Source organism: Streptomyces sp. NPDC053079 (genome assembly GCF_044546695.1).
GTDB lineage: Bacteria > Actinomycetota > Actinomycetes > Streptomycetales > Streptomycetaceae > Streptomyces.
The window spans coordinates 1,466,638-1,480,087 of the sequence record NZ_JBITZJ010000001.1; the positions used below are offsets into that span (position 1 = coordinate 1,466,638).

At 69.4% G+C, this 13,450-nt stretch carries 15 protein-coding genes; 5 read left to right on the forward strand and 10 right to left on the reverse strand.

Annotated features, from left to right (window positions below; all coding sequences use genetic code 11):
* Positions 1-25 precede the first annotated feature (25 nt).
* The 7 genes from ACIGXW_RS06135 to ACIGXW_RS06165 all read right to left on the reverse strand — a co-directional run bounded on the left by ACIGXW_RS06135 (position 26) and on the right by ACIGXW_RS06165 (position 6,863).
* Positions 26-562 carry a S26 family signal peptidase gene (locus tag ACIGXW_RS06135; protein ID WP_399570322.1) on the reverse strand — a complete coding sequence of 179 codons (537 nt, stop codon included), beginning with the start codon at positions 560-562 and terminating at the stop codon, positions 26-28.
* A gap of 12 nt (positions 563-574) precedes the next feature.
* Positions 575-2,437: an ABC transporter ATP-binding protein gene (locus tag ACIGXW_RS06140; protein WP_399570325.1), complete on the reverse strand. Its 1,863-nt coding sequence runs from the start codon at positions 2,435-2,437 to the stop codon at positions 575-577.
* Positions 2,434-2,985 carry a TlpA family protein disulfide reductase gene (locus tag ACIGXW_RS06145; protein ID WP_399570327.1) on the reverse strand — a complete coding sequence of 184 codons (552 nt, stop codon included), beginning with the start codon at positions 2,983-2,985 and terminating at the stop codon, positions 2,434-2,436. The genes ACIGXW_RS06140 and ACIGXW_RS06145 overlap by 4 nt, the downstream gene beginning before the upstream one ends.
* A gap of 2 nt (positions 2,986-2,987) precedes the next feature.
* A complete protein-coding gene (locus tag ACIGXW_RS06150; protein WP_399570330.1) occupies positions 2,988-3,548 on the reverse strand; it encodes a MauE/DoxX family redox-associated membrane protein in 561 nt (186 codons plus the stop codon).
* Between the two features lie 132 nt (positions 3,549-3,680).
* Positions 3,681-3,881: a hypothetical protein gene (locus tag ACIGXW_RS06155; RefSeq protein WP_071967275.1), complete on the reverse strand. Its 201-nt coding sequence runs from the start codon at positions 3,879-3,881 to the stop codon at positions 3,681-3,683.
* A 331-nt stretch (positions 3,882-4,212) separates the two neighbouring features.
* Positions 4,213-5,619, reverse strand: a complete 1,407-nt coding sequence (locus ACIGXW_RS06160; protein WP_399570332.1) for a hypothetical protein — start codon at positions 5,617-5,619, stop codon at positions 4,213-4,215.
* A gap of 26 nt (positions 5,620-5,645) precedes the next feature.
* Positions 5,646-6,863, reverse strand: coding sequence for a phosphatidylserine decarboxylase (locus ACIGXW_RS06165; protein ID WP_399570335.1), 1,218 nt, complete (start codon positions 6,861-6,863; stop codon positions 5,646-5,648).
* A 594-nt stretch (positions 6,864-7,457) separates the two neighbouring features.
* On the opposite strand from ACIGXW_RS06165, the gene ACIGXW_RS06170 reads away from it, so the two are divergent.
* Together ACIGXW_RS06170 and ACIGXW_RS06175 are read left to right on the forward strand one after the other, a co-directional pair.
* The gene (locus ACIGXW_RS06170; RefSeq protein WP_399570337.1) at positions 7,458-7,952 is read left to right on the forward strand and encodes a cupin domain-containing protein; all 495 of its coding nucleotides are present in this window, start codon (positions 7,458-7,460) and stop codon (positions 7,950-7,952) included.
* Positions 7,922-8,347, forward strand: coding sequence for a VOC family protein (locus tag ACIGXW_RS06175; RefSeq protein WP_399570339.1), 426 nt, complete (start codon positions 7,922-7,924; stop codon positions 8,345-8,347). The genes ACIGXW_RS06170 and ACIGXW_RS06175 overlap by 31 nt, the downstream gene beginning before the upstream one ends.
* A 125-nt stretch (positions 8,348-8,472) precedes the next feature.
* Here the strand turns inward: ACIGXW_RS06175 and ACIGXW_RS06180 are convergent, their stop codons facing one another.
* A complete protein-coding gene (locus tag ACIGXW_RS06180; protein ID WP_399570342.1) occupies positions 8,473-9,477 on the reverse strand; it encodes a YihY/virulence factor BrkB family protein in 1,005 nt (334 codons plus the stop codon).
* Between the two features lie 275 nt (positions 9,478-9,752).
* Between ACIGXW_RS06180 and ACIGXW_RS06185 the strand changes: the two genes are divergently transcribed.
* The gene (locus ACIGXW_RS06185; protein ID WP_399570344.1) at positions 9,753-9,965 is read left to right on the forward strand and encodes a hypothetical protein; all 213 of its coding nucleotides are present in this window, start codon (positions 9,753-9,755) and stop codon (positions 9,963-9,965) included.
* A 49-nt stretch (positions 9,966-10,014) separates the two neighbouring features.
* On the opposite strand, the gene ACIGXW_RS06190 is transcribed toward ACIGXW_RS06185, so the two are convergent.
* Complete coding sequence (locus tag ACIGXW_RS06190; RefSeq protein WP_399570347.1) at positions 10,015-10,953, reverse strand: GDSL-type esterase/lipase family protein; 939 nt, start codon at positions 10,951-10,953, stop codon at positions 10,015-10,017.
* A 167-nt stretch (positions 10,954-11,120) separates the two neighbouring features.
* Here ACIGXW_RS06190 and ACIGXW_RS06195 point away from each other — a divergent pair, with 167 nt between their 5' ends.
* Together ACIGXW_RS06195 and ACIGXW_RS06200 are read left to right on the forward strand one after the other, a co-directional pair.
* Positions 11,121-11,777, forward strand: a complete 657-nt coding sequence (locus ACIGXW_RS06195) for a maleylpyruvate isomerase N-terminal domain-containing protein (protein WP_399570350.1) — start codon at positions 11,121-11,123, stop codon at positions 11,775-11,777.
* Between the two features lie 102 nt (positions 11,778-11,879).
* Entirely contained in the window at positions 11,880-12,272 is a 393-nt protein-coding gene (locus tag ACIGXW_RS06200; RefSeq protein WP_071967280.1) for a hypothetical protein, read from the forward strand.
* Here the strand turns inward: ACIGXW_RS06200 and ACIGXW_RS06205 are convergent.
* Positions 12,253-13,449 (reverse strand): XdhC family protein, encoded by a 1,197-nt coding sequence (locus tag ACIGXW_RS06205; protein ID WP_399570352.1) that lies wholly within the window; start codon positions 13,447-13,449, stop codon positions 12,253-12,255. The two genes, ACIGXW_RS06200 and ACIGXW_RS06205, sit on opposite strands and share 20 nt — an antisense overlap.
* Between the last annotated feature and the right edge of the window lies 1 nt (position 13,450).

The following is a 13,450-nucleotide window of genomic DNA, read 5'->3' on the forward strand; positions in this document are numbered from 1 at the left end:
CAAGCAGCCGTCAGCGAACGGAAGTCTAGGGGCGGCCTTCGAACCTGCGGATGACCACTCCGAGGATGTCGCTGCGTTCGACGTAGCCCGTGTGGCGGGAGTCGTGGCTGTGAGCGGTGTTGTCGCCCAGGACCACGAACCGGTCCTGAGGTACGGGCTTGCCGGCTTCAGTGCCAAGGGCGGGTCCCAGCCCTATCGGGACCGGGTCGCCGGGGACCGCCACCACGCGCTTGATCATCCAGCGTCGGGCGCCGAGCGGGCCGCCGAACGGCACATCGGCCGACCGGCCAGGAGCGCCGTGCGCCACCGCAAGCTCACCCGGCGGGGCGCCGGAAGGCGGCCGCCACGCCGCGACGACGACCCCGTCCCTCTTGACGTCCGTGCCCCCGTTCCGGCTGAGCCGCCGGATCAGCACCCGGTCGCCGCTTCGATAGGCCGGTTCCATGCTGGCACCGGCGACCGTGATCACGGCGAAACAGCGCCGCACCAGCAGAACGCCCAGCAGGGGCGCCCCGAACGCGACGACCGTGAACGGGAGCAGCCGTCGACCGGCTGGCTGCATGGGAACACCTCCTCACGTGTCGACGGCGGCGGAGGCCACCGGTGTTCCGGGCCGGTAGCCGCGGGCCTGCATCGTGAACAGCCGGGCATAGGCCCCGCCGTCCCGCATCAGCCGGTCGTGAGTGCCCTGTTGGGTGATCCGGCCGTTCTCCAGCACCACGAGGAGATCGGCGTCCCGGAGCGCGCCGAGCCGGTGGGAGATCAGCAGACTGGTGCGGCCGGCCCGGTGGTCGCGCAGACGCAGATGGATCTCGTGCTCGGCCTCGGCGTCGAGCCCGGAGCTGGGCTCGTCGAGGATGAGGAGGTCGGCGCGGTCGCGGAGGAACGACCGGGCCAGGGCGAGGCGCTGCCACTGTCCACCGGACAGGACGACGCCGGTGCCCGGGTCGTCCTTGTCCTCGGAGAAGAAGGTCCGGCTCAACATGGTGCGGTAGCCGTCGGGCAGGCGGGCTATGGAGTCGTGCACCCCGGACAGGCGCGCGGCGCGTTCGACGGAGTCCTGCTCCGCCAGCCGGTCCAGGTCGCCGAGCCCGATGTTCTCGCCGGCCGTGAAGTCGTACTCCATGTAGTCCTGGAAGGTGGCCCCGATGCGCCGGCGAACCTCGGCGGGATGGAACGCCCGCAGGTCGGTCCCGTCCCACAGGACCTGGCCGCGGTCCGGGTCGTACAGGCGACACAGGAGTTTGACCAGCGTCGTCTTTCCCGCTCCGTTGAGTCCCACCAGGCCGACGGAGCGGCCCGCGGGAATCGTGAGGTTCACCCCGCGCAGCACCCAGGGGTGTTCGGGGTTGTAGCGGAACCAGACGTCACGCAGTTCGATGCCCTTCCGGAGGCGCGGCACCGGCCTGGGGCGGGTGCTGACCGGCAGGTCGTCCTTGGCGTCCCGGATCGCGACGTAGTGGTCGAAGAGCAGGAGCGCCTGGTGCCCGTTGGCGATCTCGTTGGCCAGTCCGGCGAGTGCCGTCTGTACGGCGGGCAGGGCGGCCACCAGCAGGGACACGCCGCCGATGCTGATGCGGCCCTGTTCCGCGGCACGTACCGCCCACAGCAGGCCCAGGCCGGCGACCACTGCCGAGAACACGCCGAGGCCGAGCTGGATCGCCAGCTCCCGGCGGTCCACCGCCTGCTTGGCCGCGTCGGCCTTACGGCGTTCGGTGAGCATCCGCCCGCGCAGGAAGCCGCCGATGCCGAACAGCCGGATCTCCTTCGCGGCCTGCGTGCTGGTCAGCAGCTGGAGGTAGAAGAGCTCCCGGCGCTCGGCGGGGCCGATGTCCCAGAGCATCGCCGCCCGCCGGCGGCTCATCGCCAGTTCACCGAGCAGCACCGGCACACCGGCCAGGAGCACGGCGGCGGCCAGGAGCGGGCTCAGCACGATCAGCGAGCCGAGGAATCCGCCGACCGTGATCAACCCGTGCAGGCCCCCCAGCGCGCTGTTGACCGCCTGGGTCGGCGTCAGGCCCCCGGCCTGCTGCGCCAGCCGCAGCCGGTCGAGGAACCGCGGGTCCTCGAATCTGCTCAGGCCGGTCAGGCCGTCCACGGATCGGTAGAGGTCGTCCTGGGCGCGGAGCCCGGCCGCGCGCTGCGTCTGGGCCTGGACGTACTGGACGACGTGCGGCACCGCGGCGGCCGCGACTCCCGTCGCGGCGAGCAGCCCGGCCGGTACGAGGAGCGCGTCGAGCCCGCCGCCGGCGGCCAGCCGGTCCAGCACCGCCCGCACGGTCCACGCGGCGGCGATGGGCAGCACTGCGCCGACGGCGGTGAGGAGCGTGAGCGCCGCGAGGTGCCAGGGCGCCGCCTTGAAGGCGAGCCCGGTCGCCGCACGGAAGACGTCGGCCAGCCGCCGCAGCCCCGGCGACGGAGCCCCCGCCGTGCTCATGGCGCGGCGGGGACGGGGGCCGGCAGGACGTGCTCGCCCACGGCCTCCACCACGAGTTCGTCACCGACGGCGCGGACCCGGCACATGGCGGGGAAGCCGCGGACCGCGAACGCCCCGGACACGGGCCCCGTGTCGCCTTCGTGTACGACCCTGGTGACCGGACCCAGTCCCTCGAGCATCTGCTTGGTATCCGCGTCACCGTCGGCGCCGCCCGCGACGACGGCGACGGCCTCAGGCGCAGGCGCCGCCCCCAGCGCCGCCACCACCCGCGGCAGCTCCGCGTGGCACGGAGGACAGCCGGGGGACAGGAACACCACGACGGTGCCGGTCCCGAGATCGCGGTTGCGCAGGGGCCGGCCGTCGACGGTCCGGGTCTCGAAGGCCCCGACGACCGCGCCCGGGGGAAGCATCCCGTCGTCGACGAACTGCTCCGCGGACGTACGCCGGGCCTGCTGCCCGCGGAGCCGTCTGATCAGCCCCACGGTCAGCAGGAGGTCGAGCAGGCACAGCGCGCCGACGAGCACGACGGCCGCGATGAGATACGGCATGATCACCTCTGCCCTTTCCGTACGGCGACGGGGAAGGAGGAAAAGGAGTCGCGCAGCGACTCGGAGATGTCGTCGAGGACGGTCACCACTACGCCCAGTACGAGGCCGGTGGCCACGGCTACCGCGAGGCCGCCCGGTGCGTGCGGCAGGCCGTGGAACGTCCCTACGGCGCCGGCCACCGCCACGGCGAACAGGAAGCCGTTGCGGACGAGATGGAGCGGGCCCGTGTTGTTCGTGGAAGCCCCGAAACACCGGCACGGCACCCGCACACCGCGTCGGAGCGACGCCCCGATCGCGAGGGTGAACGCCCCGAGCAAGCACCCCACCAGCGCGAACCCTACGATCGCCACCGGCCCCGGAAGCAACAGCAGGACGACCCCGACCGCCTCCGCCCCGGCCACCAGGCGGGCCACAGCGCGTCCCCGACGCGGGGACAGCGCGGCGAACCCCTGCACGGAGCGTACGAACGCTCCGAAGGACTCCGTACTGCGGAGTTTGCCCACCACCGCGACCGTGAAGACGACCACGAGCAGGGTCCGGCAGGACATTGCGGCGAGTTCCATATCGGGGGACACCCTCCCCTCGTGCCAGTGGAGTTCGAAGACCGGGAACGCCGGTGGACCCAATTTCCGGGTGACCACCGGCGTCCGGTTACCGCTCCGGAGAAGACCGAAGACTTGAATGGACGGCCGTGCTCAACAGCCGCAGTGGCCGAACTTGTAGTAGTAGCTGCCGTCGTCACAGTTCATCCGGTACTGCGTGTACTTGTTCTTGTTCGCGCAACGGCCATTGATGCACTTCGAACCGACCTTCCGGCACCCGAACGCATGGGCCGTGGCCCCGGGTACCAGCCGCTCCACCAGACGATCGGCGATCGCTTGCATCACCTTGGTCATGTGTGACTCCTTCTGCTGTCTTCGCGCCTTTGTCGCGCCTTTGTCGCGCCTTCGTCGCGTCCGTGTCGCGTCGCTGACGACCGACGCGACGAGAACGGGAGAGCGCTGTGCACGGCCCGGGTGGGCCGTCAGCAGGAGCCTGTCGGCGGGGGTGGGGCGGAGGCAATACGCCGAGCCGTCCCGGACGGCCCGGCGACTGTCCGGCCTGGTCAGAGCCGGTGTCCGACCGTGTCCGGGACGCTGTCCGAGCGCCCGCCGGGGGCGTCGGAGAGGCCACGTGGACGGCACTGGCCGCCCGGGGCGGTAAGCCGGGCGGCCAGTGCGGGTGCGCTCAGTCCTTCGGCAGGCCGACTTCGTCGCCGTTGCGCTGCTTGAGCGGCTGCTGCGGGTCGTAGCCGGGGAAGGGACGATCGAAGAGCCAGTTGTAGAGCATCTCCCGGCAGATCTGCGGCTGGAACGCCGGCACCTGGTGCCCGGAGTCGGGCACGCTGACCTGCGTCAGATTCCCGTGACGGCGGACGAATCCCTTCGGGTTCCCCTGCGCCTGCGTCCAGATCAGCCGTGGAGCGTTGCGCCACTCCGCGTGCGCGTGCTCACCTTTCTGCTTCATGAGGCCGTCCAGGATTTCCTCGGTGCTCTGGTACCCGCAGGCGGTGTCGAAGTTCCCGGTGTAGAGCAGGGTCTTGTAGCCCTTGTCGAGGATTTCGGTGTACCACTCGGAGCGGTCCGCCATGTTGTCCGTCACCAATGCTCCGGCCACCAGACCGTCGTTGTCGGCGCACTGCCAGGTGACGTCCGTGTGGACGTGCAGGGACTTCTTCACGCTCTCACTGTCCAGGTAGGCGCGCAGTGCTCCCATGGGCAGATCGTCCCAGCGCCGCACGTCGTAGAGGTCGAAGTTCCCCCCGTACGCCTTGACCTTGGCCACCAGATCGTTGCCGTGCTTGGTGGCCGTCTTCATGTCTTTCGCGTCGAGGGCTTCCTTGAACACGCCGTAGGCGTGGTACAGGGAGTCCCTCTGGCTGATGCCGAGGAAACCGGTCGTGTAGGCGTAGTCGATCAGGATGCGGAGCGAGAGCTCGGGCTTGATCCAGCCGTTGCCGACCGCGATCCCCTTCAGATTGAGGTGCCGTTGGCCCGTATTCCGGCGGTTCTGGTCGTCGATCTCCCGGGCGATCGCCGGTACGTATTTACCGGCGTAGCTCTCACCGCAGACGTACAGCGGGCATTGCCTGTACTCCGGGTGCTCGCTGAAGAACTTTTGCAGGGCCTCCCAGAACATCCGGCTGAGGGCCTTCTCGTCCTTGACGTACTCGTCGGCATCGGAATAGCTGTATCCGGTGCCGATGGGCTGGTCCCAGAAGACGACGTGCGCCTCCTGGTTCCAGGTGTCGGGGCTCACGGATATCGTCCCGGCGGCATCGTCGGCGATGGACAGCGGCCCGTTCTCCAGGAACAGCCCCAGCAGCGAGGAGGCGCCGGGCCCGCCGTTGAGCCAGATCAGCAGCGGCGTCCGGCTGATCAGATCCTGTTGATCCCGCACCGCGACGTTGGGGTTGCAGGTCTGGCTCTCGAAGAACCAGTAGAACAGGTGGTTTTCGGTCCCCGGATTCTCCGTGCTGTCGACGTCTACGTGCCCGGCGTAGGAGCGCACCTTCCTGGTGTCTTTGGTGTAGAAATCGATGCGCTGGGTGTTGAGGACGTTCGCCGGGATCGAGGCGACTAGGTCATGGGACATGGTGCACCTTCCGTTCGGCAGCAGGCTCAGGGAGTCAGGGGACGGCGCTGCCGGGAAGGCCTGTGGTAGGAGCGGGTGAACAGCCCGGCCGTCCGCTCCGGATCCTCCAGGACTCCGATGCGCTGCCCCTGATGCAGTTGCAGTGCGGGGAACCGGCCGTGTTCGAACAGCAGGATGTTCAGCGACCCGCCGTAGGTGAAGTTTCCGATCTCGTCTCCCTTTTTCACCTTGACCGGCTCGTCGAGGTTCTTGAACTGGGGCAGGAAGTTCACGGAGGCGATCGAGTTGAGACCGACGGGCACCATTCCGACGTATCCTTCGCCGTCCCGATGTCCGAAGCGGTCCAGGTACTCGGTCCTGAAGATCACGTAGCCCCGCCGGAAGTGATCGAACATCTCGTAGTCGTAGCCGTAGCCGACGTCCCCCTTGTCGAGCAGTTCGGGGAAGTCCCGCATGCCGTAGTACACGCCGTGGATGTCCTCGCAGGCCTCCACCGCCTCACCGGTCACCGGGGCGTGGTACCGGTGGTAGCTGTCGGGCATCAGGATGCACGACACCGCCGTACCGCCGATGAACCTCTCGGCGTAGCTGGAGTTGCCGAGCAGTTGCGCGACGTTCATGGTCACCGTTTTGACCGGGATCGGCGTGGTCTCGGTCAGCTGATCGACGATCATGTTGATGACGCAGTCGGCCGGGGCGACCACCACGCTGTCGTCGTGCGGGGCGTCGACCGGCCGCTTGGGCTTCTTGACCTTCCGGATGAAGAACTCGTTGAAGGTCTTCCAGTCCTCGATCTCGTAGTCGTCCATACGCTTCGGCCCGAGCTCATCGATCCACTTGTTGATGAGTTCCTTCGCCTGCGGCCCTTGCTCGTCCATCTGCATGCCCTGCAGGTTCGTGAAGTCGGCGGTCATGTCGTACCCCGGGCCACAGGTTACGAAGACCATGCCGTAGTCGTTCTCGTAGTTGAGCCAGCTGAACTTCTCGATGTAGTCCAGCCCGTTGTTGACCCCTGGCTTCCAGTTGTACCAGTCAGTGAAGAACCGACACAGGAAATCGATGTCCTGGTCCTTCCAGTCGCAGCGGACCTCTGCCGGTGTGTCCTCCGGGTACGGCACCACGTTCTTGACCGCGGCGCAGTACATGGTTTTGAAGCCCCTGTAGTCGTCCTTGAACCACGTCCTGATCTTCTCGAGGAACTCTTCGAGGGTCTTTGAGTAAGGGGTTTGGTCGCTCTGCAGCACTTTCTTTCTCCTTTATACGAGGGAGAGTTGAATCAGGGAGGGGAGGAGGGCTGGTCGTGGTCACTGGGCCCGGCTCGCTGTCGCCGCCGGCGAACGCCTGCACGGAGACGGACGGCTGGTCCCGCCCGCTGTCCTCGGTCCCGACAAGTTCAGATGAGGGTTGGATGTGGCAATTTGGCCGGGCGTCTCGGTGGCCGTCCATGACGGCCGGGCGGGCGCGACTCGGGCGCGCCGTTCGGCGCCGTAGGCGAGCCACCGTTCCCGCTCAAGTCCGTCCCTTTCCCCAGCTGTTCGCACCCGACAGACGTCAGGGCGGCAGCCGGCCGACGGCGGGCCCGCCCCCTGTGCGCCGCCGCTCAATGTGCCGCGTTGCCGGGCCCGGGCGCGAGCGCGCGAAATGGCCACTGGAAGGCGCGGGCAACAGAAGCCCCGGCAGCCCCAGCTCTCTCACGGCGACGATGCATTCCGGCCGAGCGCCGGAGGCTGGAGCCGACGAATTGACCCTTGGTTTGGGTGCTTGATTGACCTCAGCATCAGGTCATCCCGGCCCGTAAAGTAATGATCAAGAACGACGACATGCGAAACGGAGCCACGATGACGACCGCCCCCTTCCGGCCGGTGCTGACCCGCTGTGCGGACGCCGAGACCTGTGCCGACCCCAGCAGCGTGATGACCCTGCTGGCCGATTCGGACAGCACGGACGGCGGCTTCACGAGCTACCGGTCAACCTTCGCCAAGGGAGCCGTGGGGGCGCCGGCCCACTTCCACACCAAGGCGACGGAGATCTTTTTCGTGATCAGCGGCTCCCTTCAGGTGCTGGTGGGAGAGGAGGTCACCGTCCTGAGCGCAGGCGACTTCCTGGCCGTACCGCCGCACACCCCGCACGCCTTCGCCGCGGCGCCCGGCGCCGAGGCCGACGTCCTGTTCGTGTTCACCCCGGGCATGGGCCGGTTCGACTACCTGCGCCTGCTCGGCAGGGTGATGCGCGGCGAAGCCGACCCGAAGGAGATCGCGGAGTCCGCGGAGCGCTTCGACAACCACTACGTGGACAGCCCGGCATGGCGCGCCGCCCTCGAGGCCTCGGCGTGATCGACTCCACGACGCACGTCCGAGTGGCCCGCCCCTCGCGGGACCTCGCCGCCGCGGAACGCTTCTACGTGGACGGCCTCGGGCTCGACGTACTGTGGCGGAGCACCGAGCGCGTCCCGGGCAAGCACGATCTCCTGATGGTCGGACCGACCGGCGCTTCCTGGCACTTCGAGCTGACCCACGACCCGGAACGTCCGCTGGAGCCGACCCCGACCGTGGACGACCTGTTCGTGGTCTATCTGGGCACTCCTGTGGACGAGGAACTGGTCAACCGCCTCGTCTCCACCGGCGGCACTCGCGTTCCCGCGCACAACCCCTACTGGGACGAGCACGGAGTGACGGTCGCCGATCCGGACGGATACCGCCTCGTCCTGTGCTCCCGCACGTGGGGCTGAAACCCCTCTACGAGGCCCTCGCGGCCATCAGGCCCCACGGGCAATGCCCCGTGGGGCCATGGCATTCGGGGCCGGAGAGCATTCCGGGCCCGAGCTGCGGAGACGGGCGGGTGCCGGCTACCGAGTCACCGACCGTTGCCGTCTCCCTTCCGGTCGTCATCGCTCCACTTGCGGGTGTCACGCGGCTCGACGTAAGGCTCTTCGGTCTTCGGATGGCCGCCGAGGATCGCGCGCTGGCGGGACATCTCCGCATCGAACTCCAGGCCCAGCAGGATCGCCAGATTCGTGATCCACAACCACACGAGGAAGACGATCACCCCGGCCAGAGTTCCGTACGTCTTGTTGTAGGAGGCGAAGTTCGCCACGTACAGCGCGAAGCCCGCCGACGCGATCATCCAGATCACCAGCGCCAGGAAGCTGCCCGGAGTGATCCACCTGAAGCCGCGGCCCCTGGCGTTCGGCGCCGCCCAGTACAAGAGCGCGATCATGAGGGTGACCAGCAGGATCAGGACGGGCCACTTGGCGATCGACCACACTGTCAAAGCGGCGTCCCCGATCCCCAGGGCGGTGCCGACCTGGCGGGCGAGGCCACCGGTGAACACCACGATCAGCGCACTGGCACACGCCAGAACCATCAGCACCAGCGTCAGGGCAACCCTCAGCTTGGTGAGCTCCCAGACCGGGCGGCCTTCCGGCATGTCGTAGACGGCGTTGGAACTCCGGATGAACGCCGCCACATACCCCGACGCCGACCACAACGCACCCAGCAGACCGACCACCGCCAGGACGGAACCGAAGCCTCCACCACCCCGCAGCTGCTCGACGGCAACCGTCACGATGTCGCGGGCAGGGCCGGGCGTGAGCTTCTTGAGGTTGTCCAGGACGCTCTTCGTCGCCGACTCGCCCGCCACGCCCAGCAGCGAGACCAGCACCAGCAGGGCGGGAAAGAGCGCCAGCACCCCGTAGTAGGTCAGCGCCGCGGCCCGGTCGGCCAGCTCGTCGTTCTTGAACTCCGCCACCGTCCGCCTCAGGACCGCCGACCAGGACTCCCGGCCCATGTCACTCGGCTCGTCCGGGGCCTTCCGGGACCGGGCGGTGTCCCCGTGCTTGTGCTGCCACATCGGTGCCATGCCAGGTCGGGTAACCCCTCCTTCTCCTCGCAATCCCTGCGGGCAGCGCCCCGCTGCGCATCGTCGTGACCCGTCACCCTGACGGCCCACACACGCGCGATCGCGGTGGGCCGGTCGGGTGAAGCCGCGATCACCGCCCCGGGTGAGTACCGCTGGAACGGACGGGGGGAGGGACGTACGGGCACTTCGGCCACATGAGGGCCGTTCGCAGTAGAGCGCCTCCGGCCCTGCCGGGCGTCGGGTGACGGGACGAGCGAACGAGCGTTGAACGTTGTATGACGAGGCTGACCACGACCGCGGTGCCGACTGCTCGTGCCGGTGACAGAGCCGGACAGCACGGCAAGGAGGCGCCGATCTTCGACGCGCTGGCAGCGAGCTGGGCGGCGGCCGGACGCCTGGTGCCCGGCCAGCAGGACCACGAGTGGACCCGGCTCACGTCAGCATCACCGTGGCCAGGGCGCTGGCAGCGGGTGCCGTGGCCCGGGTAGAGGCCTTGCCACCCGGTCGGCGGCGTCAACGTCGTGACGCCGCCAGGGCTCATCGGCTGAGAGCGTCGAGGTGCTTATAGAGCGTCTGGTGGCCTTCGGGCGTGGGGTGCACGCCGTCGACGAGCAGTTCGGGTTTGTCCCGCAGCGGTTCCCACATGTCGAGGTAGTCGACGTAGTTCTCGTCGCACCAAGCCTGCATGCACTCGCGCAGGGCCAGCGCTCGCGCCTCGGTGAATCGCAGGCCCTCGTAGTCACGGGTGCGCTCTTCATCCACCCACGTCGGCCCCGCGACGACGAGTCGCGCATTGTGCCTCATGGCGATGGCAGCCAACGAGCCGAGATTGTCCGCGATGTGCGCCAGCCCGTCGACATGAGCCTCCGTGGCGGCGAGCGGCACGGCGGAGTCGTTGATACCGGCGGCGACGAGGAGCGTGTCGGGCAGGCGAGGAGCCAGCAGCGGGGGTGTCTGCTCGCTGACACCGGTCAGGGTGCTGCCGGGGATGGCCAGGTTGAAGACCCGGTGCGCGGCCTCGTTCTCAGCGATGTGGGCAGCGGCCAGATGGGCTGCCCATCCTCCCTGCGGATCGCAGCGCCCGTAGGCGATGCTGTCGCCCACGATCACGATGCGCGCTGCCGGGCGCAGCGGCTTCGCGTCCAGGTATGCCCAGACGCTCTCCCCGGAGGAAAGGAGCACCCGCCGGCGGGCGTAGTCGTCGACTTCGTAGGCATCGGCTGCGGCAAGGTCCTGGTCGGTGAGGTGCAGGACGACGCCCTCGACCGCGGCGCCGATCCTGCGCTCCAGCGTCAGGTGTACGTCAAGGCCGCTTGCGGCGATCACGGCCGGGTCGGTGATCGGCTGGGGCCTGGTCGTGTAGCCGGCCAGCGATGCCGGAGAACTGGGTACGGGTCGGCCGAAGAGAGCGGTCTGGACCCGCTCGTCCATCAGCGTGCCGAAGGAGAACAGTGCGTGGGGACGTGACTCGGTCACTGTGAGCTGCGGGCCTTTCTGGAAGGATTGATCAGATCACCCTAACGGGCGACCTGGCCAGACCCGATCCACCGGACCGTCCCTCCCGAGCGGACCCGTCCCCTCCTCGCGTCCTCCCCCTCCGAATTCGGTCGCAGCGGGGGCCGGCGCGCTGCTAGCTTGCGCCCGTGGATGCCTTCTCACGCTCATGGGCAGCGTTGCGCGCAGCGGTCGCCGAGCTTCCGGACGAGGACTTCGCGCGGCCGTCCGGTTGCGCCGGCTGGCTCGTACGGGACCTGGTGTGCCATCTGATCATCGACGCTCAGGACGTCCTGATCACCCTCGTCACCCCCGCCGGGACGGAACCGACCCGGGACGCGGTGACCTACTGGGACATCGCCGAAAAGCCGCCGACCGGCGACGACCCGCTCGACGCGCTGATCGTCCGCCTGGCCGCCGCGTACGAAGAGCCGTGGCTGCTCAAGTTCCACTTGGATGACGTCGGTTCCGCCGCCGGCCGCGCCGCCGAACTCGCGGACCCCGCGCTGCGGGTCGCGACCCGCGACGTGGTGCTCACCGCAGACGACTATCTTCGCGCGTACGTCCTGGAGTGGACGCTGCACCACCTCGACCTGATCGCGCACCTCCCGGACGCGGCGGACCCGCCCGCCGAGGGGCTCTCCGGGGCGCGCGAGTTGCTGGAGAAGATCGCCGGTGCGGCGTTTCCCCCGTCGTTCTCCGACAAGGACGCGCTGCTGGTCGGCACCGGCCGGCGTGCCCCGAGCGAAGCGGAGAAGTCCGAACTGGGGGAGTTGGCCGCGAAGCTCCCGCTCGTCCTCGGCTGAACGGGACCTTCGGCGCGCGGGCCCGCCCACAGGGCTGGGAAGAGCGTTAAAGTCGGCCCGGCCCCAACCCCGGAGGCCGGGCCGCGAATAGAATCGGCTCTCATGTCGAACCCTGACGCACTGCTCGTCGACGTGGCCGCCACGGTGGAGTCCGAGCAAAGCAATCAGATGTCCCTGACCGTCGTCACCGGTGGCGCTGTCATCACCGGGCGGCTGGCACCCGAAGCCGTGTGGAGGGAGCGCGTGTCGGAGGTCCTGACGGATTCCGACCGCCTCGGTGCGTTCTCCGGCATCTTCACCGCCGGCCAGGAGCAGGGCGGCCAGGCGCAGAGCGGCCAGCCCGAGCGCGGCAAGGTGCCCACGCATCTGCACTTCCACGTCGCCCGGATCCTGCAAGGCAGCATCGGGATCCCCGAGACGGGTGGGATGTACCGCGTCGCGATCGAGGACGTCAGCGCGTGGACCATGGGCGACTTCAGCTATTCGGACAGCTGAACCACCGCCCCGGTCGGCCGGCTGTGACACGCGGCCGGCCGCCGTGGGCCGGGTCGCGGTGGAGGGGCTCGGTGGTGCCGGTGAGGGGAAGGCCGGTGCCCCCGTGGCGTTCGGCGATGATCTCGGCGGCGATGGACAGGGCCGTCTCCTGGGGCGTACAGGCGCCCAGGTCGAGGCCGACGGGGGAGTGCAGCCGGGCGAGTTCCGCCTCCGTCAGGCCCGCCGCGCGCAGCCGGCGGAGCCGCTCGTGGTGGGTGCGGCGCGAGCCCATCGCGCCTACGTAGGCGATGGGCAGGCGCAACGCCCGTTGCAGCAGCGGTACGTCGAACTTGGCGTCGTGGGTGAGCACGCACAGCACGGTCCGCGCGTCGAGACGCTGGGTCTTGAGGTAGCGGTGCGGCCAGGCGACGACGACCTCGTCGGCCCGCGGAAAGCGCGCGGGCGTGGTGAAGACGGCGCGGGCGTCGCACACGGTCACGTGGAAGCCGAGGAACGCGCCGACGTCGACGAGCGCGGCGGCGAAGTCGTTCGCACCGAAGACGAGCAGACGTGGTGGCGGGGCGGTGGTCTCGATCAGCACGGTGAGGGCCGACTCGCACGGCGAGCCGTCGGGGGCGACGCGGACCGTGCTCGTACGGCCGGCGGCGAGCATGGACCGGGCCTGCGCGGCCGCAGCCCGGTCCAGTTCCGCGCCGCCGCCCAGGGTGCCGTGCGACGAGCCGTCGGCGCGGACGAGCAGCAGGCGGCCGCGAGGCGCGTACGGGCTGTCGACGGCCGGGCCGTCGACGGCGCGGACGACGGCCACCGCTTCCCCGCCGGCCGCGGCCGTCAGCGCGGCGGAGAGCATCGCGGCATCGGGGGAGCCGCTGCGCACGGGCGTGACGAGGACGTCGATCGTGCCGCCGCAGGGCAGGTGTGCGGCGAAGGGGTCGCTCTCGTCGTAGGCGAAGTGTTCGAGCAGGGGTTCGCCGCTGTCCAGGGCCTGGCGGCACAGCTCGTAGACGGCGGCTTCCACGCATCCGCCGGAGATGGATCCCACCGCCGTGCCGTGGGCGTCGACGGCGAGGGCGGCGCCGGGCCGCCGGGGTACGCTGCCGTCCGCGCCGACCACCGTGGCGACGGCGAAGCCGGTCTCCTGGGCGCACCACCGGCTGAGCTCGCGGGCGATACCCAGCATG